The sequence below is a fragment of the Pedobacter sp. MR22-3 genome, assembly GCF_026240075.1.
Taxonomy (GTDB): domain Bacteria; phylum Bacteroidota; class Bacteroidia; order Sphingobacteriales; family Sphingobacteriaceae; genus Pedobacter.
Genome location: NZ_JAPIVF010000002.1, coordinates 125,395 through 150,421, shown reverse-complemented (window position 1 = coordinate 150,421; position 25,027 = coordinate 125,395). Strand labels below are relative to the sequence as shown.

The window sequence follows — 25,027 nt, the reverse complement described above, 5'->3', positions numbered from 1 at the left end:
GTTATATTTTTGCGTAATCTTCTTGTTTAACACTATCAAATTTCTGTAAAGACTCTACGTATTCAGCAACGTATTCTTTATTCTCATGACCTTCTTTAATCTGCTTCATTTTGGCCTGCTCACTTGCAGATTTCAATAACAATTTAACCTCTGCAATAGCAATTGAAGGCAATACCCTTAAGAATAATAAGAACAACGTAAAGAATAAGCCGATTGAACCCACAAATACACTTACATCAACCCAGGTTGGATAGAACATGGCCCAGCTTGAAGGAATATAATCACGGTGTAATGAGGTGACGATAATTACGAAACGTTCAAACCACATACCGATGTTTACCACGATCGATAAAATCCAGGTGGCACGGATGCTTAAACGGATCTTCTTGAACCAAAGTAATTGCGGTGAAATAACGTTACAGGTCATCATCATCCAGTATGCCCACCAGTAAGGACCTGTAGATCTGTTGATGAAGGCATATTGCTCATATTCTGAACCAGAATACCAGGCAATAAAAAATTCTGTTAAGTATGCCACACCAACAATAGATCCGGTTAAGATGATGATCTTATTCATCGACTCAATGTGGAACATGGTGATGTAGTTTTCAAGGCCTAATACCTTGCGGGCAACCAACAATAAAGTTAATACCATCGCAAATCCGGAGAAAATCGCCCCAGCTACGAAGTACGGAGGGAAGATCGTGGTGTGCCATCCGGGAATTACGGATGTTGCAAAGTCCATGGATACAATCGTGTGTACCGAAAGTACCAGTGGTGTAGAGATACCGGCTAAAATTAATGATACCGCTTCAAAACGTTGCCATGTCTTAACACTTCCACTCCATCCGAAAGAGAAGATAGAATAGATTTTTCTGCGTGTACCCACTGCACGGTCGCGAATGGTTGCAATATCCGGCAACAAACCTGTATACCAGAATAATAAGGATACAGAGAAATAAGTGGAGATGGCAAACATATCCCAAACCAATGGGGAGTTAAAGTTTACCCAAAGTGAACCGAATTGGTTGGGTAAAGGTAAAACCCAGTATGCTAACCATGGACGGCCCATGTGTGATACCACATAAGTAGCAGCACAAATAACGGCGAAGATCGTCATCGCCTCTGCAGAACGGTTAATGGAGTTACGCCAGTTTTGACGGAAAAGTAATAGTACTGCTGAAATTAATGTTCCAGCGTGACCGATACCAACCCACCACACGAAACCGGTGATATCCCAAGCCCATCCAACAGTTTTATTTAAACCCCATGCACCGATACCATTCCAGAAAGTATAGCTTACTGCTACCACCCAAAGTAAAGCACCTAATGAGGCAAAAATGAACCCAATCCACCAGGCTTTATTTGGCTTATTTTCTACCGGTCCTAAAATATCATCCGTAATTTTAGCATACGTGATATTATCGCCGGTAATTAATGGTTCTCTAAGTATTGATTCGTTATGTCCTGACATAATTTGTATTTTCTTTATGCTAAAGCTTACGCTTGTACTGATGGATCTGTATTTCTAATTTTAGTCATATATCCGATACCTGGTTTCACGTTGATTTCTTCCAATACGTAGTAGATACGCTCAGAACGTAAAGCTTTTGAAACTTCTGAATTAGGATCGTTTGCATCACCAAATACAATTGCATTTGCTGAACATGCTTCTTGACAAGCCATTTTAATATCACCATCCTTTAACGGACGCTTCTGTAATTTGGCTGTTAGTTTACCTGCCTGGATACGCTGAATACACATTGAGCATTTTTCCATTACCCCACGTGAACGTGTAGTGACATCAGGGTTTAAAACCAGTTGTGTAAACTCGTTATTTAAATAGTTATCAAAACGTGAATCATTCCAGTAGTTGAACCAGTTGAAGCGACGAACTTTGTACGGACAGTTATTTGCACAGTAACGGGTACCTACACAACGGTTATACGCCATTTGGTTTAAACCATCAGAAGAGTGTACTGTTGCCAATACCGGGCAAACTGTTTCACAAGGTGCGTGGTCACAATGTTGACACAACATCGGTTGGTGAACAACAGAAACATGATCCAGGTCTTCCAGTTTTGCAATTTCTTTTTCCCTGGTTACATCACCATCTTTTGTTTCGTAACTGTAATAACGGTCAATACGAATCCAGTGCATTTCACGGCGGCGGCGAACCTCGTCACGACCTACAACAGGAATATTATTTTCAACATTACAAGCCACTACACATGATCCGCAACCTGTACAGGCATTCAGATCAATGGCCATTACCCAGTTATTTCCTGGTTTCTCATACTGATCCCAAAGATCATAATCTTTGTGCTCTCCCTTTTCGTTACCGGCAGCAGGATCTTTTAAGTATTCTTTGAAAGTAGCCTCTTTAATTACTGCACGACCTTCGAAAGAGTGGTGTGTTTGTGTTTGCGCCAACTCATAGTAACCGCCTGTTGGCGTAATGGTTACTGAAGTAGCATACTGCATGGTACCGTTTACAAAAGAAACAAAAGGGAAAGCATTTTTACCCACTTCGTTACCAGCTTTACCTACTTTAGTACGGCCATAACCCAATGCGATGGATGCAGTTCCCTGTGCTTGTCCGGGTTGGATCAATACAGGTAAATCTATTGAATATCCGTTTGTACCTTTTACAGTAACCACGTCAAATTCTTTAACTTTTAATTTCTCAGCGTATTTTGGTGCAATGGCCACATAGTTATCCCAGGTTACTTTAGAAACCGGATCAGGTAACTCCTGTAAGAATGCATTATTGGCATTTTTACCATCGCGCATTGGGATATTTTCATACACCTGTAACTCGATGTCTTTCGCTAAAGATTTGCTTCTGTTTAAAATTGAAGCTGCAACAGGTGCTACAGATTGTGTGAATGAATACGCTGCAGCAGTTTTTGGTGCCACATTGATCACACCTTTTTCCAGTACATCGTTCCATTTTAAACCAAGTGCAGGCAGCATTTTAGTTTCCCAGTTGCTGCGCACATACTGATAGTAATCTTTTACCGGAGCATCAGCCCATACCAATAAACTTTCTTCTGCCTGGCGGCTGTTGAAAACCGGGTTGATGGTTGGCTGAACGATCGAATAATATCCTTCATAAGCATTTGCATCACCCCAGGATTCTAAATAATTGTGGTTGATGGCGATGGCATCACAAAGTGAAGCGGTTTCATCAGCCCTGTCTGCAAAGGAAATCTTAGCCGGAACATTTTTCAATGCAGCCTCAAATTTCTTTGTATCCAGGTAGTCATAAGCCGGGTTGCTGTTTAAGAATAAAACTGCACCAACTTCACCACGACTCATTTCGGTCACTAAACCATTAAATTCAGCATCATTACCTGCATATAAATAGCAAGGATTATCTAAATCAATAGTCGTACCATAACTGCCGATTGCAGCATTAATCGCATTAACAAGGATTTGAGTAGAAACATCGTTCGAACCACAAACCACAAGGCCTTTGCCTTTATTTTGAGTTAATTCTTTTGCAGCTAACTTAATTACTTTATCAGCAGTGGTATTGTTTCCTAACGTACCACCTGGCAGTGACTGACCGGTGATGGCATTATATAAAGCAATTAAAGCAGGTCCCTCTTCAGATAATTTTACCGGAACCCGGGTATCTGCATTGGTACCTGTTAAGCTCATACCACTTTCAATCTGAATGTGGCGGCTCATTTTTTTACCTGCTAGAGATTTGTAGTTACGGTTTGAAGTGTATTGCGCAGTATACTCTTCACCACTGATCCATGTGCCCAGAAAATCTGCACCAAAGCTCACAATTAAATCTGCCTGATTAAAATTGTATTTTGGTAAAACCGCTTTTCCGAAACTGTTTTGATTGGCCTGAATGATCCCGGTATAAGAAACCGCATCATACTGAACCAGTTTGGCAGCAGGATATTTCGTAATGAATTGTGCAATAACTGCATTGGTAGAAGGACTGTTTACAGTTGACGCTACAATACGAATCTTTTTACCTGAAGCCTGTGCTTTAGCCAGTTCTGTTTTAACAAAACCATCTAATTTAGCCCAGGTGGTTTCTTCATTTTTAAGCACCGGTGCCTTAAGTTTAGATACATCATATAAATCTAAAACTGAAGCCTGTGCTCTGGCGTCTGTTCCGCAATTGAACTCACCTGCATTAGGATTTGGTTCAATTTTGATCGGACGGCCTTCTCTTGTTTTCACTAAGATACTCTGGCCATTAAAGCTTGAGGTATAATAGTTGGGAATACCTGGCGTAACCTCCTCAGGCTTTACCAGATAAGGAATAGATTTATGAATCGGGGCTGTTTGACATGCAGCCAAAGTAACTGCACCCAAACCAAAACCTAACGCCTTTAAAAAGTCGCGGCGTGGGGTAACGGTACTCAACCCTGCTTCATTTAAAACATCTTCTATTGGAAGTGGCTCGGCAAATTCGTTTTTGTTATTCTTAACAAAATCGGGTGTATTGTTATACTCCTCTAAGCCTTTCCAGTATTTTTTGTTGCTTTCCATTTAAGCTATATTACTGTTTATTCGAACGTTCTTACTAAACTCTATCTATTAATAGTGGCATTTACCACACTCTAAACCACCCAATAATGCCGGGGTAACTTTTTCGCCTTTTTTAATTTTCTCGTGCGCTTCGATTACCTTCACATAGAAAGCATTATTTTTCTGTCCGGAAATATCAGTTTCCTTATGGCAGTTAATACACCATTTCATGGTTAACGGAGAGTATTGATAAATCTCTTCCATGGTATTAACCGGACCGTGACAAGCAAAACATACTGGCTCAGTTGGTTGTAAACCTTTTGCTTTACGAATGGCATCCTCTGCAACCACTACGTGCTGAGAGTGATTGAAGTAAGCAAAATCAGGCAGGTTGTGCACACGCACCCACTCCATTGGTTTTGATTTACTTTCATCGTATTTCTGCGTTTCAGGATCATAACCCAAAGCATTGTAGATTTTTTTAATCTCCGGAGAAATCTCACCATCATATTTATCTCTTGCCTGTACCGCTTTATGGCAGTTCATACAAACGTTTAATGACGGAATGGTTGCATTTTTAGATTTAAAGGCACCATTGTGACAATACTGACAATCAATCTGGTTAACTCCGGCATGCAATTCATGAGAGAATTTAATGGGTTGTACTGGCTGATAACCGGTGTGAACACCTGTATTCCACATCCCCATCCAACCGAATGAACCTAACGCAATGATTAAACACAAGATGAAGAACATCACGAACTTCTTGTTTTTAAACATTTTACGAACGCCCACTTTCAAGGGTACATCCTCTTCAGTCTCAATGCCCTGTTTCTGAAGAATTAAGCGCTCCAATAATTTGCTGGCACGACCTAAAATCACCAAAATCACGATGGCGATAACCACAATGGCCACAATACCTGCGATAGATAAACCTGAAGTACCTTCATCTTTAGCTGAAGCACCTGCAGCATCTCCAGTACCAGGAACCGGTTTCGGCTCACCTTCCTGAATGTAGGCTAAGATATCTTTTACTTTAGCTTCGTCTAATTCAGGGAAAGAAGTCATGGCAACTTTTCCGTTTTCATTGTACAATTTAACAGCTTCCGGATTACCGGATGCGATTAACGCCTGAGAATTAGGAATCCATTTTAAAAGGAATTCTTCTGAATGGCGATCGGTTACTCCGGTTAAGGCCGGACCGACTAATTTCGCATCTAAGGCGTGGCATGACGAACATTTAGCCTTGAAAAGCGTTCTCCCCTCTTTAGCATCCTGCGCGTTAACAGTCGAAACCGCTATTACAGAAACTGCTGAAAATACGAATAACGACTTCCAAACGCTTTTTAAAATCATCGAGATATCTCTCATAATGAACACTTTATACTTATTTAATTTACTTTTTGTTGTGAAATTGATGCCTGAACCAAGATAGCCCCATCAAAACTTGAACAAAAGTATAACTTATTAATAAATCCCATGACATAATAGTGACCGGAAATACAATTTATAATCATTCTAAACAAATGTCGATTCTAGCCATTCAGGCAATAAAAATGCCCATTTTGATCATGATCATAAATGGGCATCACCGAATCAATTTGTATTATTCAGTTTTACTTCTTATTGTTTTAATATCCAGGCAAACATTAGTGGTGCAACAATCGTCGCATCACTTTCTACAATGAATTTTGGCGTATGGATATCCAATTTACCCCAGGTTATTTTTTCATTTGGTACCGCACCTGAATAAGATCCGTATGAGGTAGTAGAATCTGAGATCTGGCAGAAGTAGCTCCAGAAAGGAATATTCTCCATTTCCATATCCTGATATAACATCGGCACCACACAGATAGGGAAATCACCGGCTATACCGCCACCAATCTGGAAAAATCCGATGCCCTTGCCGCCACTGTTTGCAATGTACCAATCGGCCAGCCAGCCCATATATTCAATACCACTTTTCATGGTTGTAGCCTGTAACTCTTTTTTCATCACATAAGAGGCGAAAATGTTACCCATGGTAGAATCTTCCCATCCCGGAACAACAATCGGCAAGTTCTTCTCTGCTGCAGCCAGCATCCATGAATTTTTCGGATCAATTTCATAATACTGCTCCAAATCGCCACTTAAAAGCATTTTGTACATAAACTCGTGCGGAAAATATCTTTCTCCAGCCGTATCTGCATCTTTCCAGATTTTATGAATATGTTTTTGCAGGCGACGGAAGGCTTCTTCTTCCGGAATACAAGTATCCGTAACCCGGTTGTAATGGTTTTCTAAAAGATCCCATTCATCCTGCGGACTTAAATCACGATAGTTGGGTACGCGTTTATAGTGTGAGTGGGCAACCAGGTTCATAATATCCTCTTCCAGATTGGCACCTGTACAAGAAATGATGGCCACTTTATCCTGGCGGATCATCTCCGCAAGGGAAATACCCAATTCTGCAGTACTCATCGCACCAGCGAGCGTGATCATCATTTTACCACCTTCATCCAAATGCGTTTCATAACCCTTAGCCGCATCCATCATAGCAGCAGCATTAAAATGGAGGTAATTGCGCTCCATAAACTGAGATATCGGTCCTCTTGTATTGCTCATTTTGTTTTGTCTTATTTGGCGCAAAAATAGGCATTTAGCTTGAAATTTAACCGCAAAGACTGCAAAGTTTTTCGCAAGGCAGGCAAAGTAAATCATCTTATGCGACAAAGAGTAAGGAACAGGGAGCAAGGAGCAAGGAAGAAAGAGCAAAGAGTAAGGAGTAAAGAACAAGGACTAATGAACCATTGACCCACGAATCAATAAATCTTAAATAAAAATTCAGTTAATTTGCGGCGATGAAAAAAATTTATTTCCTCTTCGTATTTGTAATCCTGTGTGGAAGCGCATTTGCTCAAATGAAACTGATAAAAAAAATGCTTTCTAACGAGAAAGATACGCTGAGAAAGGCGAGTTTTTTACCCATCCCTTCATTTGGTTATGCCCAGGAAACTGGATTTCAGTTTGGCGTGGGTGCTATTGTTGGCTTTTATGCTGACCGGCAGGATACGCTTAACCGCCCTTCATCAATTACACTTAACCTGAACTATTCTACTTTGAAAGCCTATAACATGAGTTCCATGATTGACATCTGGGGCAGAGGTAATACGCTACATTATATAGGAGAGTTACGTTTCAAACGGATGCCCTTTAATTTTTATGGTATTGGGAACAGCACCGAAGAAACGAATGAAGACAAACTCATCCAGCAACAGATTAAAATATTGCTTCAGGCCGAGAAACAACTGTTACCGAAAGCCTATACGGGCGTTTCTTTAGGTTTTGAGAATTATAAATACCGCGATTTGGTAGCTGATGGCATTTTTAGTCGTGATGCTTATTATAATAACAGATCAGGAAGTGTTTTTTATGTAGGCGTATCACAAAGTTATGATTCGAGAAACAATAATAATTACACCACAAAAGGCTTCTTTATAAGGGGTACGTACCAATATGCGCCCGCTGTTTTCTCAGCAGACAACTTTACCGGCAGCCAGATCAAAATTGATGCACGGAACTTCTGGAAATTAAATAAAAGTTTTGCCATTGGGATGCAGGGCTTATACAATACCGTTATGGGTAAAAACACACCTGTTTACCTCCTTCCGCAAATGGGCAATGATGAAATGATGCGCGGCTATTATGGCGGACGTTACCGTGATGAAAACCTCCTGGCCTTTCAGGCCGAATTGCGGTACCGGTACAGTAACCGTTTTGGTGCGACAGCCTTCGGAGGAACCGGAACAGTTTGGGGCATTGATCATTTTTCTATCCGTTCATTTAAACCTAATTACGGCGCAGGTTTGAGGTATTTCTTTGATCCGGAAAAAGGTATCAGTATCCGTTTAGATTATGGTATTGGTGAAAAAAGGGCCAATGAAAAACGCCAGAGTGGATTTTATATTAGTATAGCGGAGGCTTTTTAAAAAATAGCATAGTCTATGGTTCATCTTACTTCTCTCACAGGCAGATTTGAGCTTTCGCGAAGTAAATAGCAAAGCCCGACATTTCTCTGCCGGGCTTTGCTACAAATTTATTCATCTCTCACACGCGACACGCGTGCGCCAGCGAGGCCTTAGATATCAGCTGCATGAATCTGTTATTACCATTTGTTCGACATTGCATTACCTTTTGTTAACCTTTTCTGTACCCTTGGTTAACCCTTAGCTTACCCTTTGTTAACCCCTTGCTTACCCTTTGTTAACCCATCGGTTACCCAAAAGGTAATCAACCAGACCAGAAATGGTGAAGAACAGGTCATAAAGGATGCCACTATTTTCAGATCATCTGTATAGAAAGGCCAATAAAATAAAGAATTTTGCATCATCAAATCAGAAAAGCTGCAATGCCTATAACCATACAACAAACATTACTTTCCTAACCCGGCCAGTGCATTTATAGTCAATGCCACAATAACTGTATTAAATACAAAAGCAATTAAACTGTGAAGTAACGAAAGCCGGCGGATTCTCCGGGAAGAAATTTCCACATCAGAAACCTGAAAAGTCATGCCGAGAACAAAAGAAAAATAAGCGAAATCAATGAAATCTGGTGCTTCATTCCCGGGGAAATCCAATCCGGAGCCTTTTTTCCGGGCATCGCCCTGATCAATGGTTTCGTAATAAAGATGGGCATAACGCATACTGAAGGTAGTATGCACCAAAAACCAGGATAAGAACATGCCTGATATGGCGATGATGAGGTCAAATGGCCTGATATCCTGATCAATTAATAATAAAACCACGGCAAGTAAGCCTGCGAAGGTAGAAACCACCACAACGGCAAAGATCTCGCCCCGGGTTTCATCCTGCCTAACGGCCTTTAAATGGGTTTGCGCTACAGAAGTATGAAAAAACATGTACCAGTGCAGGCTGATTAAAACCAGGCAAAAAAGATCCCAGCCAAACATCATATGGGTTAAAGTTCCGAATTGAAGCGGCAACGCAATAAAATAGCCAGCAATACCTACCAGCAAACTGATCAGCAGTATATATAAAGCAGATAACTTTTGAATGCCCTTTAATTTCGGTTCGATGTTCACTGTTTAAATTTTAATTTAAAATGTTCTTTTGCCTGACCTTTCTTAAAATAAACCAAACCGATCCAGAATAAATCGATCGTTACGGTCACATCCGGATGGCTTTTAATCTCTTCCCAGGCTTCTTTCATGCCCTGGCTCCAGTAAATATCATCAAAAATAAGCAATGAATGTTCAGTTACTTTCGGCAGGCACCATTTAAAGTAATTCAAAGTGGCATCTTTTCTATGGTTGCCATCAATGTAAACGAAATCCAGACTCGGTTGCTTCGCGATAATATCTGGCAGGATAAGGTCAAAGTTCCCTACATGAAGTTCGACATTTTGCAGGTCAAGATCTTTAAAGTTTTGATGGGCAACTTCAGCAGTTTGCGGACAACCTTCAATCGTGATAATTTCAGCCTCCGGACAGGCTTTAGATAAATAGGAAGTAGTGATACCTAAACAGGTGCCCAGTTCAATGGCTGTTTTAGGCCCGGTATCTTTTGCCAAACGATATATCAATTTGGCTAAACGCGGACTCTTAAGTGCGTTCTGTGCAATCTGATTGACTTTCTTTGTACGATTTTTATTGAGATGAGAACCGGCCCCCAAGTCAGTAACGGTTATAGTGGATTCGTCAGAAAAAAGTTTTTTTCTTTGCGCTTCTATTGTTTTGTATTCAGATTTGTCGGTAAAATCGTAAATTACCTCATCTGCAAGCTTGTACACAAAGGGTGAGTGTGTACCGTGTCTGGTTTTAGCTGTTAATTGGTGTTTAAGATAATCGGTAATAAATTGAAATAGCATATTGCAAAAGTAATTAATCGCCGCATACAGGTTATATGTTTTATGGAAAATATCACAGAGATAAGTGCTTTAGTTAAATTACTTGATGATCCTGATGAAGAAGTTTATCATCATGTAGAAAAAAAATTACTGGAATATGGTGGTGAAGTGATCCACTATCTGGAAAATGCCTGGGAGCAGTCTTTTGATGGACTTTTACAGGAGCGCATCGAAAATATCGTTCACCAGATTCAGTTTAGTACGGTTAAAGAAGATTTAAATTTATGGTATCTGAGTGGTGCATTTGATCTGCTTCAGGGTGCCATGATTATTAACCGCTATCAATATCCTGATCTGGATGAACAAAAAATCATCATCCAGATGGAAGAAATCAAACGCGATATCTGGCTGGGTTTGCAATATGAGATGAGTTCTGTAGAAAAGGTTAAACTCATCAACCATGTATTGTACCAGCAATATGGCTTTGGCGGCAATACGAAAAACCACCATGATCCACAAAACTCTTATTTAAACCAGGTTTTAGAAAGTAAAAAAGGCAATCAGATTTCACTGGCCATCATTTATTCTACCCTTGCCCAGAAATTGGATTTACCTGTTTATGGTATCAATTTGCCTCAACATTTTATTTTAGGTTATATTGACGACAGCAAACAGGAAGGAACGGATTATAGTGTTTTATTCTATATTAATGCCTTTAACCGGGGCAATATTTTTGGTAAGCATGATGTAGACCAGTTTCTGCGTCAGCTCAATTTAGAGCCGTTGCCAGAATATTATAAGCCCTGCAGCAATACAGATATCATTCGCAGGGTGATCAGAAACCTGATTTCTGCTTATGAAAATGCCGGTGCAACAGAAAAAGCAGCAGAACTAAATGAATTACAAGATATTTTAAAAGAAGAGCCAAATACCCATTAAAATTTTCAGCATGCAGTCTAAGTCACTTTTTTTTACCTTTTTTAGTTTTACAGCAATATTTTTCAGCACCAGTCTTTTTGCTCAAAAACCTCTTAAACCGAATGTGATTGCCTACTATACGGGTAATGGAACAGTGATCGATAGTTTTCCGGTTGAAAAGATCAGTCACCTGATTTATAGTTTTGGTCACTTAAAAGGTGATAGCCTTTACATCAGTTCTGCTAAAGATTCTGCTTTGATTGCCAGAATGGTACATTTAAAAAAAAGAAATCCCGATTTAAAAGTGATGATTGCCATGGGCGGCTGGAGTGCCTGCCCGAATTGCTCCGAAGTTTTTAGCCGGGCCAGTGGCCGGAAAACTTTTGCCCAAACCACAAAAGCCTTATTGAATTATTTCAAAGCTGATGGAATTGATATCGATTGGGAATACCCGGCAGTTGAAGGTTATCCAGGGCACAAATACATGGCAGCTGACAAACAAAATTTCACTTTGCTGATTAAGGCTTTAAGAGATGAACTGGGCAGGAAAGCCGAAATTAGCTTTGCTGCCGGTGGCAATAAAAACTGTCTGGATTCATGCTTTGAATGGAAAAAAGTGATGCCATTGGTTGATCGTGTTAATTTAATGAGCTATGATCTGGTAGGCGGTTATGCCAAAATCAGCGGTCACCATACGCCACTTTATTCTACGCCGCAGCAACAGTCATCAGCAGATTATGCCATTAAAGAAATGATCAAATATGGTGTTCCGCCAGATAAAATTGCCTTAGGTGCGGCATTCTATGGACGAATATTTGAGAATACCACGGATGCGAATCATGGCTTATATCAGCCTACTAAATTTCTGGATGGTGTTTCATCCAGAGATTACAAAACCTTTTTCAGTAAAGACAGTGGCTATCAGTACTATTGGGATGATGTGGCTAAAGCGCCATATTATTACAATGCCACCGCCAAACGTTTGGTTACATTTGATGATAAGAAATCTATAGCACTAAAAACCAGATATATTATCGATCAAAAACTGAACGGGATCATGTTCTGGGAATTGAATGATGACCCTTATAGTGGTGGCTTACTTCAGACAATTCATGAAGCGTTACCCCATCAATAATAAATCTAATTGCTGAATTTTAAATTAAATTTGCCCTCAGTAATTTTAATGATAGCACCATTTGTTCCTTTTACCTGACCACTAAACGATCCCTTTATTATACCACCATTAGTGTATGCCACATCAGAATAAAAGAAATAAATACCTTCGCTATCATTAATAGTCGAATATAAAGCGTTTGATGCATTTGTATATTCTACATATGAAAATGGATAGGTGTAATCGCTATTCCCTGTATTTAATCCCGGCGAAAATCCGATAACTGACTCATTACTAAAGAATTTAAGTCTTGGCGCTGTGCCATTAGCCATAGTACCTAAAATGGTTAATGATCTAGGTGTTGAACTTGTATTTCTCACTGCTGAAACTTCCTTTTCAGTTATAGCAATACCATCTGCCTTAAAAGTAATGAAATATTCAGAGGTAGCTCCACCATTACTACTTTCAGGACTTGTGTTCGGCCCTAAACCGTCCCAATCAATTTCTTTTCTACAACTTGCAATCGAAATAATGGCTACAAGAGCCACCATGAGGTATTTAATCTGGTTATTCATCTTCACAGCATTGAGCGTAATTACTAGCAGCAAATATATTAAAAATTTGCAAGTCTTAATCTTTTGGCAGCCAGCTTAATTCCTGGTATTTAAGCAACAAGCTAATTCATTTTTTGCGCTTTAAGCCAGTTTGCCATCAGGTTAAACCAATCCACATTTGAGGTTTTATTGATGAGGCCAAAGCCATGACCACCTTTTTCATAAAGATAAACTTCAGAAGATATACCATGGCTCTTCAAAGCATCATGCATTAAAATACTATTAGCATAAGGAACCGCGTTGTCATCCTTTGCATGAACGAAAAACACCGGCGGAGATTTCCTGTTGATGTTTTTATTTGCTGAGAAATAATGTTTCAAACTATCTGTCGGGTAATCGCCCAGTAAGTTTTTCATTGTTCCGGTATGAACAGATTCTTCAAAACTAATTACCGGATAAACCAATATGCCAAAATCTGGCCGGAGATCAATTTTTTCAGGGTCGGCAATTTTTATATCATGATAATGCGTAATCAGGGTTGAAGCAAAATGCCCACCGGCTGAAAAGCCCATGATGCCGATTTTATTCTTTTTAATGCCATATTTCCTGGCATTTTTCCGCACCAGATAAATGGCTTGCTGCGCATCCTGCAAGGGGCCATAGGTTTTCTCCGTCATGATCTGATCACTTGGCAAACGGTATTTCAAGACAAAAGCGGTAATACCAATGGCATTAAAACGTTTGGCCACATCAATGCCTTCATGACTAAAAGCTAAAGCGCCATAACCACCACCCGGACAAATGATTACCGCTGTACCCGTAGCAATATCTTTTGGTGCTTCGAAAACCGTAAGTGTGGGTACAGCAACTTTGGTGATACTTAAAGTACCATTCGCACGCGTTTCAATATTTTCTATATAATCTGACGGGGTTGGTTTTGCACCAGGAATATTTCCTGCGTAAAGGGGAATAACTTCCTGGGCTTTTGTGATAATAATACAATGAGAAATGATCAAAATTAAGAATAGTCTATTCACTGTTTTATAAATTATTTGGATTAATACATATTAGAGATTCAACTTTAGCAAAATCCTTATCATTGTCAGCTATTAGCATTAGATTATTAATTAAACAGGTAGCAGCAATCAATGCATCAGGTAATTTAAGATGATAAGTTTTTCTAACTCTTATCGTCTCGGCAATAATCCCATTTTCCAGAAATAAGATAATGGAGTTGGAAACAAATTGCCTGTAAATATTGATATCATCCGGATTAATAGGATTCCATACCTGCAATTCTATTTCTGAGATAAATGACAATACAGATTCAACATCTAAAACATCATCCATAAAGATTAAACCTTTTAATGGGAATGTTCCATTTAAATATTTTATGGCAGCAGATGTATCAATTAAATATCTCTGTGCCATTCCTCACGTAAATGATTTAATTGTGCATCAATAGATTCAGTATTCATCGGACTTTTAATTTGATTTCGAAGAGTGGATATTTTAGTTGAATCATTGATTACCTTAATAAGATGTAACTCTTCTAATTCCTTTAAAAGTTTATAGGCTTTTTGATTGGTTAATTCTATCGTTAATGTATTCATAATGATTTAATTAATATTAATACTTGCTAATCAAATATACAAAGATTTAAATTTAGCTAATCAAATCTCCAGGATTAAAATTCCATTAAATAAGCTTTCAAAAAGTCGTTGATATCACCATTTAATACGGCATCAGGATTTGAGGTCTGGTAGTTCGTTCGGTGATCTTTAACCCGCCTGTCATCTAACACATAACTTCTGATTTGCGAACCCCATTCTATCTTTTTCTTCGATCCTTCTACCGCTGCAATGGCTTCATTCCGTTTACGTTCCTCTACCTCATATAACTGAGATTTTAATAAACGAATGGCGTTTTCTTTGTTCTGCAATTGCGATCTTGATTCCTGGTTTTTAATAATAATGCCTGACGGTTTGTGGTATAAACGAACGGCTGTTTCCACCTTGTTTACGTTTTGTCCGCCGGCACCACCCGCCCTGAAAGTTTCAAATTCAATATCAGCCGGATTAATGTCGATCTGAATCGTATCATCTACCAGAGGATAAACATATACCGAAGCAAAAGAAGTGTGTCTTCGGGCATTGGAATCAAAAGGTGAAATCCTCACTAAACGGTGAACGCCGTTTTCACCTTTCAGGTATCCGTAAGAAAAATCACCGTCGAACTGGAGGGTAACCGATTTAATCCCGGCAATCTCCCCTTCCTGACTATCCTGTTCCGTTATTTTATATCCGTTTTTCTCACCCCACATGATGTACATCCGCATGAGCATATAAGCCCAGTCGCAACTTTCTGTTCCACCGGCCCCAGCGGTAATCTGCATCACTGCAGAAAGCTGATCTTCCTTGTTGCGCAACATGTTTTTCAGTTCCAGTTCTTCAACGGCCCTGGTACTGGCTTCAAACTGTTCCTTCATCTCTGCTTCTGAAGCATCGCCAGCCTGGAAAAACTCCAGCATCACCGCCGCATCTTCCACAGCATTATGGGTATCATTGAAACCATCTGTCCATTTTTTCTTGGAACTGATTTCAGCCAGAATTTTTTCTGCTTTTTTTGGATCATCCCAGAAATCGGGTGCCATGGTTAATTTTTCTTCTTCGCGAATGGCGTAAAGGAGCTCATCAACGTCAAAGATGCCTCCTCAGGGACGTTACTCTGTCCCTTAAATCCTGCAAGTTTTCTTTTGTCATAGTGGCAAATATATAAAATCGGATTGAGCATCAGGCATAGCCAGATGAGGATCAAAGCGAAACGTTACGGTAAAATCAGTTAAAGTGATCCAGAATTACACTTTTTTATTTTTTCATCGCCAAATAATCAAGCGTAAGGTTGGAAAGTAATTTAACGCCCAATACAAAACCACTTTCATCCAGGTAAAAATCGGGTGTATGGTGCGAAGGGGCTTTTAAAGGATCTTTACCTTTGGGCATACCACCTAAAAACACAAATAGTCCAGGAATTTTTTCCTGGAAGAATGAAAAATCTTCGGCTCCGGTAACCGGTGGCCTCAATAATACATGATCTTTGCCGGCAGTCGCCTGCATACTCGGCAGCATTTTTTCCGTGAGGGCGACATTATTAAAAGTAACCGGATAGTGGTTGCTGTAAGGGATCTTTACTTCTGCAGTTGCACCATTTGCTTCTGCTGTTTTGGTGGCAATGGTTTTAATGCGCGCGATAAACATGGCTTCATCTTCCTGACTGAAATTACGAACCGTGCCCAGCATTTCTACTTTTTCCGGAATGATATTAGAACGGATACCTCCATTTATAGCACCAATAGTCACCACACCAGGATTTTCGGTTACATTGAGGTTTCGGCTGACAATGGTTTGAAGGTTATTGATAATCTGAGCTGAAGTCACAATAGGATCAATGCTACTCCATGGGTATGCGCCATGTGCCTGACGACCAGTGACTGTAATCTTCATATCATTCACGGCAGCCATTGTTCCGCCCGGACGATAAGTGACATTTCCAACTTCAGTTTGAGAATTGATGTGCAAGCCAAAAATCACATCAACTTTTGGATTTTCTAAAACACCTTCTTTAATCATTAAAGCTGCCCCGCCTTCTTCACCGGCAGATACGCCTTCCTCAGCAGGCTGAAAAATAAACTTCACCGTTCCGGGAATATCTTTTTTCATGGTACTCAATACTTCTGCACCCCCCATCAATATGGCCACATGGCTGTCATGACCACAGGCATGCATTACGCCAACTTCCTGCCCGTTATATTGTGTTTTAACTTTTGAAGCAAAAGGCAGATCAACCCTTTCCACTACGGGTAACCCATCCATATCTGCACGCAAGGCCACCACGGGCCCGGGTTTACCACCTTTTAACACCCCAACCACACCTGTTTTGGCCACACCGGTAGTCACCTGAATGCCCAATGACTCCAGGTGTTTAGCGATAATACCAGCGGTTCTGACCTCTGTATTGCCCAATTCGGGATGTTCATGAAAATCTCTCCGCCAGGTAATCACTTTTTGTTCAATCGCGTTAGCTTTTTTAGCAACCTCTTCTTTTAAAGGTGATTTCTGAGCAAATAAGTTGAGCGAAAGGAATGACAAGCCGGCGAGATAGATGTATTTCATGAGCGGAACTGAAGTTTAGTTTAAGATAACCTAAGCTATACATTTTTGCCCGAAATTACAATAATCAACCTCCCTTACTCGCTTACTGCTACAAATGAGCGCAGGGGAGTTAATCATAATGATTTTTGAACATTAAAAAGACCATTTTAAATTTTTGCTTTATTACTTTTACAAAAAACAAAGATTATGTTACCAAAAATAAATTTTACAGAAACAGCGGCCTATAAGTATTTAGCCGATCATTTTATTGATATTAACCAGAAAAGCATTAAAGATCTTTTCGCTGAAGATGCAGATCGTTTCAACAAGTTTTCTGTTTTTTTTGAAGATATTTTATTAGACTACAGCAAGAACCGCATTAGCGATGAAACTTTAGCTTTGCTGATGCAACTGGCACGTGAGTGCAAACTGGATGAAGCTATAAAATCAATGTATGCTGGTGATAAAATTAACGAAACTGAAGATCGTTCGGTTCTTCACATCGCCTTGCGAAATTTAAGTAACACCCCTATCCTGGTGGATGGTAAAGATGTGATGCCGGATGTAAATGCGGTATTGGCCAAGATGGAAAAGTTCAGCAACGGCATTATCAGTGGCGAATGGAAGGGTTACACCGGCAAAGCCATTACAGATGTAGTAAATATTGGTATTGGCGGGTCAGATTTAGGCCCGGTAATGGTGACTGAAGCTTTGAAGCACTATAAAAATCATTTAAATATACATTTCGTTTCCAATATTGATGGAACACATATTGCGGAAACCTTATCCGGATTAGATGCTGAAACCACGTTATTTTTAGTGGCCTCCAAAACTTTCACCACACAAGAAACCATGACAAATGCACACTCTGCCAGATCATGGTTTTTAGAAAAAGGTGGTAAAGAAGGCGACATTGCGAAACATTTTGCGGCATTATCAACCAATGCCAAGGATGTATCCGCTTTCGGGATTGATACTGAAAATATGTTTGAATTTTGGGATTGGGTTGGCGGTCGTTATTCTTTATGGAGCGCCATTGGTCTATCCATTTCATTAAGTATCGGCTTTGACAATTTTAAAGAATTACTTGCTGGTGCACACGCCACTGACAATCACTTTAAAACTGCAGAATTTGAAAACAACTTGCCTGTAATTTTAGGCTTATTGGGTGTTTGGTACATCAATTTCTACAATGCAGAAACGCAGGTAATTTTACCATATGATCAATACATGCATCGTTTTGCTGCTTATTTCCAGCAGGGAGATATGGAAAGCAATGGTAAACATGTAGATAGAAATGGCCATGAGGTGGATTATGAAACCGGACCCATTATCTGGGGCGAGCCCGGCACGAATGGCCAGCATGCTTTTTATCAATTGATTCACCAGGGCACCCGGATTATTCCTGCTGATTTTATCGCGCCTGCACAAAGCTTAAATCCATTGGGTGACCATCACCCGATTTTACTTTCAAACTTCTTTGCCCAAACAGAAGCCTTAATGAATGGTAAAACGGAAGAAGAGGTAATGGAGGAGCTGAAAAAAGATGGTAAATCAGAAGCAGAAATTGCGAAAATTGCGCCATTCAAAGTTTTTGAAGGCAACCGTCCTACCAATTCTATTCTCTTGAAGAAAGTGACACCATATACATTAGGCAGTTTGGTCGCTATTTATGAACACAAAATCTTCGTTCAGGGGGTAATCTGGAATATTTTTAGTTTCGACCAGTGGGGAGTTGAACTGGGAAAACAACTGGCGAAGAAGATTCTTCCTGAATTAGACGGCAGTGAAAAAGTAGAAAGTCATGATAGTTCAACCAATGGCTTAATCAATCAGTATAAAGTCTGGAGATAATCATATTATTTCCATTGATTAATTCATACAGCCGTCGCATTGTAAAATGCGATGGCTTTTTTATTGGCACCCTGTTTATGGAATCTTTCAAACCCATACATCCTTAAATTGTTATATCATTAAGAAACAGCAATATGAAACTTTTAAAACTGATTTTGAGCATTGCCTTAACTGCATCTGCCTTACAGTTATTTGCACAAACAAATAAAGAAACTACTGTAAAAATATTGAGCGAAAAAAATTACACCTTCGTAGCCAATTCAGCCATGCCTTTGGCCAATATGGATGTTTCCAGAATTTTATCCAGCATGCCCGGGAATCAGGGCGGCGCAACCATCAATTTAACCGGTAGTCAGTATGATTTAAAAGTAACCAAGGATAGCGTGGTTGCTTATTTACCTTATTATGGCCGCTCCTTCAGCGCGCCGATGAATCCGAATGAAGGCGGCATTAAGTTTACCTCAAAGGATTTCAGCTATAAGGAATCGAAAAACAAAAAGGGGGCATACACTATACAGATTAACACAAAGGATGTTTCACGGGAGAATTTCAGGCTTACTTTGAGCGTAACCGAAAATGGCTATGCAAACTTAATTGCCAGCGGAAACAATAAACAGCCCATTAACTTTAATGGTTATTTAAGTGAATCAAAGAAAAAGGACAAATAATGAAAAAGCCAGATGACTCTGGCTTTTCATTGAATCATACACTGAAATATTTTATTGCTTTGATATTTTAATTTCAAAAATGTGCGGCCATTTTTTGCCTGTTACAAATAGTCTTTTAGAAGCTTTATCGTAAGCGATTCCATTCAGCACATTATTAGCCCTTGCATCATCTGTTTTGAAATAATCATCTGCCAGTAAGCCGCTGAGGTTGATTTTACCTTCAACTGCACCAGTTTCCGGGTTAATGATGAGGATATGATTTGTTGTATAAACATTGGCATAAATTTTCCCGTCAATATATTCCAATTCGTTGAGTTGTTGAATCGCTCCCTTATTGTCAAAAACATCAATCTCGCCAATGGTTTTATAGGTGTTTTTATCTAAAAAGAATATGGTATTGGAACCATCTGTTTTCAGTATTTTTTCACCGTCAAAATTTAATCCCCAACCTTCCTGCGTGCCTTCATTATAGGTAAATTCTGATAATTTTTTAAAAGTCTTTTTATCGTAAACAAATCCGGTTTTTTCACGATAAGTTAACTGGATGATTTTATCGCCTACCACCGTCATTCCTTCTCCAAAATACTGCTGATCAAGGTCTGCCTTTAACACAATCTTTCCTGTAGCGGGTTCTACCTTGCGTAAACTGGAATGACCATAATCGCCGGCACTTTCATAGAAAAATCCATCATGATATTCCAAGCCTTCTACGTATGAAGACGTATCATGAGGAAGTGTTTTGATTATTTTATAGCTGTATTCTACCGGTGCCTGGGCAGCCAGTATGTTTACATTAGAGGTAAGATCTTCTGATTTTCCATCACCATAAATTCTAGCCGTAATTAAGTGATTACCCAATTTTAAACCAGCAGTTTTCATTTTTATGGCCATGGTATCGGTTTTGGCGGTAACCTTGGTACTATCCATCAGGTAAATTACGGAATCTACTTTTCCTTCTTTACCAAACAGGGCTTTAACCTCAAAATCATTTCCCGATGCAACGTTAAGTCCCATCATGGGTGAAATCAAAGACCGATAAGTTTTCGGCGCATCGTCTTTACAAGAGCCTAAAAAGGCAAGGGTAATTCCAAAAAGGATAAATGTGCTGATTTGTTTAGTCTTCAGGCCAAAAAGCATCTTCAATATGGTTTAATGTGTACGTATTATTTTTTGTAAAGGTAATGGCAATAATGTCAAAACGAATATCATTTTGATGATTCACGATTTCGATGTATTCTGCAGAGGCCAGTTCCAGCTGCTTTTGTTTGGCGGTGTTTACAAAATCTTCGGGTTCACCAAACGCAACAGAAGTTCTGGCTTTTACTTCCACAAAAACCATAATTTTATTTTTGTAGGCAATTAAATCGATTTCAGCCTTTCCATATGTCCAGTTTTCATCGAGGATCTCATAATCATTGGCTTCCAGGTAGTCCTTAGCAATAGCTTCACCATGTTTGCCTAAGTCGTTGTGAACAGCCATATAAAATTATTGAATGAAAGAGTGAGTGAGTTGTTGAATGAGTAATTCTAATGATTGAGTGGCTTTATTATTCTAAGATAATAGTTCCCATAAAATCTGCAATCATTTTTTCAACTCTCTTAATATTTGAATATCTCACCATAATATCTTCTTGGCTAGAGGGGTTCTTTTCGTTTTTCAACTCTTGAAGGATTCCCTTTTTTATAACTTGAATTTTGTTTTTTTTAAGATGATAAATTCCACCTAAGATGGTCTTTTTTAGATCCATGGATTCATCTTTTACATATATTTTGTGTTTATCTAACCAATTTTTACTTAATTCATAAGGGCTTGAAGATAATGTGATCGCTAATTGTGAAATTTCTTGATCAGAACTTTGAATGAAGTCTTTTTCAACTGGCAAATACCCTTTTTCTGCTCTATCCCAGTAATGCTTAATTATTTTATCATGTAGGCTCCTTTTAAATACCACATCAGTAAGATTTTGTAAAATAAATGAACCAATGTACAATTCTTCGTTTTGATCCCAACTAACCTGTACATGACCGTATGACAAAATTAGTCTTAAAATTTCCCTTTCTTGAGGTTCATCTTCGTCGACAGCTTGTTGTTCAGATGGTCCGGCATTATCATCCCATAAATCATCTGGTGGCCCAAGCGGTTCTGGTGCACCTGATGAATAGGATTGCGGCTGACTGCTTTGTGCATGAGCCCTTTGGTTGCTCTCAAAATTCTTTTTAACCTTCCCGGAACGGATTTTATTTAATTCTGAAAGCAATACGCTTTCTTCGATCTCGAGTAAACTGCTGCTCTCTCTGATAAAAACAGAAGCTTTAATCTGATCGGGAATTTTAGCAATACTTTCTACGATGTCGCGAATAATCCCGGCGCGTTTAATCGGGTCGTCACCAGCGTCTTTCAGCAGAACATTTGCCTTGTACAGGATAAAATCCTTCCGGTTATTTTCGAGGTAAGTTTTAAATGCGCCCGCCCCCACATGATGCATATAAGAATCGGGATCGTGCCCATCGGGAAAGGAAACAATTTTAACATTCAGCCCTTCTTCCAAAATCATGTCCAGACCACGAAGTGAGGCTTTTATTCCGGCAGCATCCCCGTCAAACAGGATGGTAATATTTTGCGTAAAACGACCAATCAGCTTGATCTGTTCTACCGTTAAGGAGGTACCCGAAGAGGCTACCACATTTTCTATTCCGGCCTGGTGAACGGAGAGCACATCGGCATAACCTTCTGCCAGGTAACAGTTGTCTGAATCGCGAATGGCTTTCTTGGCATGAAACAAGCCATATAAAACATTCGATTTATGGTAGATCTCGCTTTCGGGCGAGTTTACATATTTCGGAACATTTTTATCGGTTTTTAACGTTCTGCCACCAAAGCCAATAATTCTACCGGTAAAATTATGAATGGGGAACATCACCCGGCCGCGAAAACGATCGTAAATTTTCCCGTTATCATTTTTAATGGATAAACCGGTTGATTCCAAAAATTCGAGTTTATGACCAGCGTGGGTTGCGTTTTGTGTTAAAGCATCCCAAACATCGGGAGAATAACCGACTTCAAACTTCTTCAGGATGTCTTCCCTGAATCCGCGTTCCTTAAAGTAACTTAAACCAATTCCTTTACCTTCATCCGTTTCCCAAAGTTGTTTCACAAAAAAAGCCGCAGCGTACTGAGATACGATGTAAAGACTTTCTTTTGCACTCTGCGCTTCCGCTGCCTCCGGAGAAAGTTCGGCCTCCTCTACTTCTATATTATATTTGTTGGCTAAAAATTTAAGTGCTTCCGGATAAGAGTATTTCTCATGATCCATGATAAAACGCACCGAATCGCCACCCTTGCCACAACCGAAACACTTATAAATGCCTTTGGTTACGGATACGTGAAAGGAAGGTGTTTTTTCACCATGAAAAGGACAGTTACCAATTAAACTGGTTCCGCGTTTTTTTAAGTGCACAAAATCCCCTACTACCTCCTCTATCCGGGCGGTATCCATTATCTTATCTATCGTTTCGCGGTTTATCATACTTATTATTGTCCTTCATTGCGAGGCGGCACGACAGCCCGTCCCGAATTTCGGGAAAGCAATCTTTTTTGCTATTTATTCATTTTTAAAATATCAACGTCTTGCAGCATAGATTGCTTCACGCCAACACTCAATCCAAACCCTTCGGTTCGCAATGACGATTCCACTTTTCGTCATTGCGAGGAGGCTTTTTCAGTCGACGAAGCAATCTTTTTGCTATTATACACTTTTAATCAGTTATCGCCTATCGCCTTGCAGGATAGATTGCTTCACTACAGCACTTAATCCCAACCCTTTAGTTCGCAATGACGATACCACTTGTCGTCATTGTGAGGAGGCTTTTTCAGCAAACGAAGCAATCTTTTTCGCTATTCATTCATTTTTAAAACATCAACGCCTTGCAGGATAGATTGCTTCACACTAACGCTCAATCCCAATCCTTCGGTTCGCAATGACGATTCCACTTGTCGTCATTGCGAGTAGGCTTTTTCAGCCGACGAAGCAATCTTTTTTGCTATTCACTTTTAAATCATCAATGCCTTGCAGGATAGATTGCTTCACGCCAGCAATTAATCCCAACCCTTCGGTTCGCAATGACGATTCCACTTTTCGTCATTGCGAGGAGGCTTTTTCAGCTGACGAAGCAATCTTTTTTGCTATTCATTCATTTTTAAATCATCAATGCCTTGCAGCATAGATTGCTTCACGCCAGCACTCAATCCCATCCCTTCAGTTCGCAATGACGTAACAGATATTTACCAATCTTTTACTATCTCCCATAAATCCTTCCATTCAGGATTCATGGATTGTATTAATTTTATCTTTTTTTTCCGGCTTCCGCCTTTAATCCTCTTTTCTTCTGCAATTGCCTCCTCAATTGAATCATAAGAACAAAAATATACCAATTTATCTGTATTGTATTGAGCGGAAAAAGATTTGGGATGTTCTTTGTCTTTATGTTGTTTTACCCTAAACATGATATCTGAAGTAACTCCAGTATATAAAGTGGTGTGGGTAAAATTAGTAATGATGTAAACTGTTCCGCCTCGTTCCATTATTATATTTTAAGTACACCGTTATACAGGATAGATTGCTTCACACCAACGCTCAATCCCAACCCTTCAGTTCGCAATGACGATACCACTTATCGTCATTGCGAGGAGGCTTTTTCAGCAAACGAAGCAATCTTTTTTGCTATTTATTCATTTTCAAACCACTAATGCTTTGCAGGATAGATTGCTTCACTCCAACACTCAATCCCAACCCTTCAGTTCGCAATGACGTAACAGATATTTACCAATCTTTTACTATCTCCCATAAATCCTTCCATTCAGGATTCATGGATTGTATTAATTTTATCTTTTTTTTCCGGCTTCCGCCTTTAATCCTCTTTTCTTCTGCAATTGCCTCCTCAATTGAATCATAAGAACAAAAATATACCAATTTATCTGTATTGTATTGAGCGGAAAAAGATTTGGGATGTTCTTTGTCTTTATGTTGTTTTACCCTAAACATGATATCTGAAGTAACTCCAGTATATAAAGTGGTGTGGGTAAAATTAGTAATGATGTAAACTGTTCCGCCTCGTTCCATTACTATATTTTAACTACACCGTTATACAGGATAGATTGCTTCACTCCAACACTCAATCCCAACCCTTCGGTTCGCAATGACGATTCCACTTTTCGTCATTGCGAGGAGGCTTTTTCAGCCAACGAAGCAATCTTTTTTGCTATTCACTTTTAAATCATTAACGCCTTGCAGCATAGATTGCTTCACGCCAGCACTTAATCCCAACCCTTCGGTTCGCAATGACGATTCCACTTTTCGTCATTGCGAGGAGGCTCTTTCAGCCGACGAAGCAATCTTTTTTGCTATTCACTTTTAAATCATT

General features: G+C 39.5%; 22 protein-coding genes. 5 read left to right on the top strand and 17 right to left on the bottom strand.

Annotated features, from left to right (window positions below; translation table 11 throughout):
• Nucleotide 1: 1 nt before the first annotated feature.
• The 4 genes from nrfD to OQ267_RS04455 form a co-directional block, all read right to left on the bottom strand.
• Entirely contained in the window at nucleotides 2–1,474 is a 1,473-nt protein-coding gene (gene nrfD, locus OQ267_RS04470) for an NrfD/PsrC family molybdoenzyme membrane anchor subunit (RefSeq protein ID WP_029286948.1), read from the bottom strand.
• Nucleotides 1,475–1,500: 26 nt separating this feature from the next.
• A complete protein-coding gene (locus tag OQ267_RS04465; protein WP_265835048.1) occupies nucleotides 1,501–4,521 on the bottom strand; it encodes a TAT-variant-translocated molybdopterin oxidoreductase in 3,021 nt (1,006 codons plus the stop codon).
• 48 nt (nucleotides 4,522–4,569) lie between these two features.
• Entirely contained in the window at nucleotides 4,570–5,871 is a 1,302-nt protein-coding gene (locus tag OQ267_RS04460; RefSeq protein ID WP_265820355.1) for a c-type cytochrome, read from the bottom strand.
• A gap of 252 nt (nucleotides 5,872–6,123) precedes the next feature.
• Nucleotides 6,124–7,104 (bottom strand): deoxyhypusine synthase family protein, encoded by a 981-nt coding sequence (locus OQ267_RS04455; RefSeq protein WP_265820356.1) that lies wholly within the window; start codon nucleotides 7,102–7,104, stop codon nucleotides 6,124–6,126.
• A gap of 236 nt (nucleotides 7,105–7,340) precedes the next feature.
• On the opposite strand from OQ267_RS04455, the gene OQ267_RS04450 reads away from it, so the two are divergent.
• On the top strand, nucleotides 7,341–8,468 hold the full coding sequence (locus OQ267_RS04450; RefSeq protein ID WP_265835047.1) for a polymerase: 1,128 nt from the start codon (nucleotides 7,341–7,343) through the stop codon (nucleotides 8,466–8,468).
• A 443-nt stretch (nucleotides 8,469–8,911) separates the two neighbouring features.
• Here OQ267_RS04450 and OQ267_RS04445 read toward each other — a convergent pair whose 3' ends face one another.
• Nucleotides 8,912–9,583: a DUF1345 domain-containing protein gene (locus OQ267_RS04445; protein WP_265835046.1), complete on the bottom strand. Its 672-nt coding sequence runs from the start codon at nucleotides 9,581–9,583 to the stop codon at nucleotides 8,912–8,914.
• Nucleotides 9,580–10,368 carry an O-methyltransferase gene (locus tag OQ267_RS04440; RefSeq protein WP_265820220.1) on the bottom strand — a complete coding sequence of 263 codons (789 nt, stop codon included), beginning with the start codon at nucleotides 10,366–10,368 and terminating at the stop codon, nucleotides 9,580–9,582. The genes OQ267_RS04445 and OQ267_RS04440 overlap by 4 nt, the downstream gene beginning before the upstream one ends.
• A gap of 42 nt (nucleotides 10,369–10,410) precedes the next feature.
• Here OQ267_RS04440 and OQ267_RS04435 point away from each other — a divergent pair, with 42 nt between their 5' ends.
• Nucleotides 10,411–11,286, top strand: a complete 876-nt coding sequence (locus OQ267_RS04435; protein WP_088302196.1) for a transglutaminase-like domain-containing protein — start codon at nucleotides 10,411–10,413, stop codon at nucleotides 11,284–11,286.
• A 10-nt stretch (nucleotides 11,287–11,296) separates the two neighbouring features.
• Nucleotides 11,297–12,400 (top strand): glycoside hydrolase family 18 protein, encoded by a 1,104-nt coding sequence (locus OQ267_RS04430; RefSeq protein WP_265835045.1) that lies wholly within the window; start codon nucleotides 11,297–11,299, stop codon nucleotides 12,398–12,400.
• A gap of 5 nt (nucleotides 12,401–12,405) precedes the next feature.
• Here OQ267_RS04430 and OQ267_RS04425 read toward each other — a convergent pair whose 3' ends face one another.
• The 6 genes from OQ267_RS04425 to OQ267_RS04400 form a co-directional block, all read right to left on the bottom strand.
• Nucleotides 12,406–12,954, bottom strand: coding sequence for a hypothetical protein (locus OQ267_RS04425; protein ID WP_265820222.1), 549 nt, complete (start codon nucleotides 12,952–12,954; stop codon nucleotides 12,406–12,408).
• A gap of 101 nt (nucleotides 12,955–13,055) precedes the next feature.
• Nucleotides 13,056–13,970, bottom strand: a complete 915-nt coding sequence (locus OQ267_RS04420; protein ID WP_265835044.1) for an alpha/beta hydrolase — start codon at nucleotides 13,968–13,970, stop codon at nucleotides 13,056–13,058.
• A gap of 4 nt (nucleotides 13,971–13,974) precedes the next feature.
• Nucleotides 13,975–14,364 carry a type II toxin-antitoxin system VapC family toxin gene (locus tag OQ267_RS04415; RefSeq protein ID WP_265835043.1) on the bottom strand — a complete coding sequence of 130 codons (390 nt, stop codon included), beginning with the start codon at nucleotides 14,362–14,364 and terminating at the stop codon, nucleotides 13,975–13,977.
• Nucleotides 14,346–14,546, bottom strand: a complete 201-nt coding sequence (locus OQ267_RS04410; protein WP_088302191.1) for a hypothetical protein — start codon at nucleotides 14,544–14,546, stop codon at nucleotides 14,346–14,348. The genes OQ267_RS04415 and OQ267_RS04410 overlap by 19 nt, the downstream gene beginning before the upstream one ends.
• Before the next feature lie 74 nt (nucleotides 14,547–14,620).
• Nucleotides 14,621–15,695 (bottom strand): peptide chain release factor 2 gene (prfB, locus tag OQ267_RS04405; protein WP_216359252.1). Its coding sequence is split into 2 segments (ribosomal slippage): nucleotides 14,621–15,634 and nucleotides 15,636–15,695, totalling 1,074 coding nucleotides; the frame shifts between segments, so codons are not numbered across the junction.
• Nucleotides 15,696–15,800: 105 nt separating this feature from the next.
• A complete protein-coding gene (locus tag OQ267_RS04400) occupies nucleotides 15,801–17,105 on the bottom strand; it encodes an amidohydrolase (protein ID WP_265835042.1) in 1,305 nt (434 codons plus the stop codon).
• A 186-nt stretch (nucleotides 17,106–17,291) separates the two neighbouring features.
• On the opposite strand from OQ267_RS04400, the gene pgi reads away from it, so the two are divergent.
• Nucleotides 17,292–18,938: a glucose-6-phosphate isomerase gene (pgi, locus tag OQ267_RS04395; RefSeq protein WP_265835041.1), complete on the top strand. Its 1,647-nt coding sequence runs from the start codon at nucleotides 17,292–17,294 to the stop codon at nucleotides 18,936–18,938.
• A gap of 134 nt (nucleotides 18,939–19,072) precedes the next feature.
• Complete coding sequence (locus tag OQ267_RS04390) at nucleotides 19,073–19,606, top strand: DUF4251 domain-containing protein (protein ID WP_265835040.1); 534 nt, start codon at nucleotides 19,073–19,075, stop codon at nucleotides 19,604–19,606.
• A 51-nt stretch (nucleotides 19,607–19,657) separates the two neighbouring features.
• Here OQ267_RS04390 and OQ267_RS04385 read toward each other — a convergent pair whose 3' ends face one another.
• The 5 genes from OQ267_RS04385 to OQ267_RS04365 form a co-directional block, all read right to left on the bottom strand.
• On the bottom strand, nucleotides 19,658–20,743 hold the full coding sequence (locus tag OQ267_RS04385) for a glutaminyl-peptide cyclotransferase (RefSeq protein WP_265835039.1): 1,086 nt from the start codon (nucleotides 20,741–20,743) through the stop codon (nucleotides 19,658–19,660).
• A complete protein-coding gene (locus OQ267_RS04380) occupies nucleotides 20,721–21,086 on the bottom strand; it encodes a YraN family protein (protein ID WP_265835038.1) in 366 nt (121 codons plus the stop codon). Before OQ267_RS04380 ends, OQ267_RS04385 begins: the two co-directional genes overlap by 23 nt.
• Before the next feature lie 67 nt (nucleotides 21,087–21,153).
• Nucleotides 21,154–23,133, bottom strand: a complete 1,980-nt coding sequence (gene dnaG / locus OQ267_RS04375; protein WP_265835037.1) for a DNA primase — start codon at nucleotides 23,131–23,133, stop codon at nucleotides 21,154–21,156.
• A gap of 755 nt (nucleotides 23,134–23,888) precedes the next feature.
• Nucleotides 23,889–24,188: a GIY-YIG nuclease family protein gene (locus OQ267_RS04370; protein WP_265835036.1), complete on the bottom strand. Its 300-nt coding sequence runs from the start codon at nucleotides 24,186–24,188 to the stop codon at nucleotides 23,889–23,891.
• A gap of 238 nt (nucleotides 24,189–24,426) precedes the next feature.
• Entirely contained in the window at nucleotides 24,427–24,726 is a 300-nt protein-coding gene (locus OQ267_RS04365; RefSeq protein WP_265835036.1) for a GIY-YIG nuclease family protein, read from the bottom strand.
• Nucleotides 24,727–25,027: the final 301 nt, after the last annotated feature.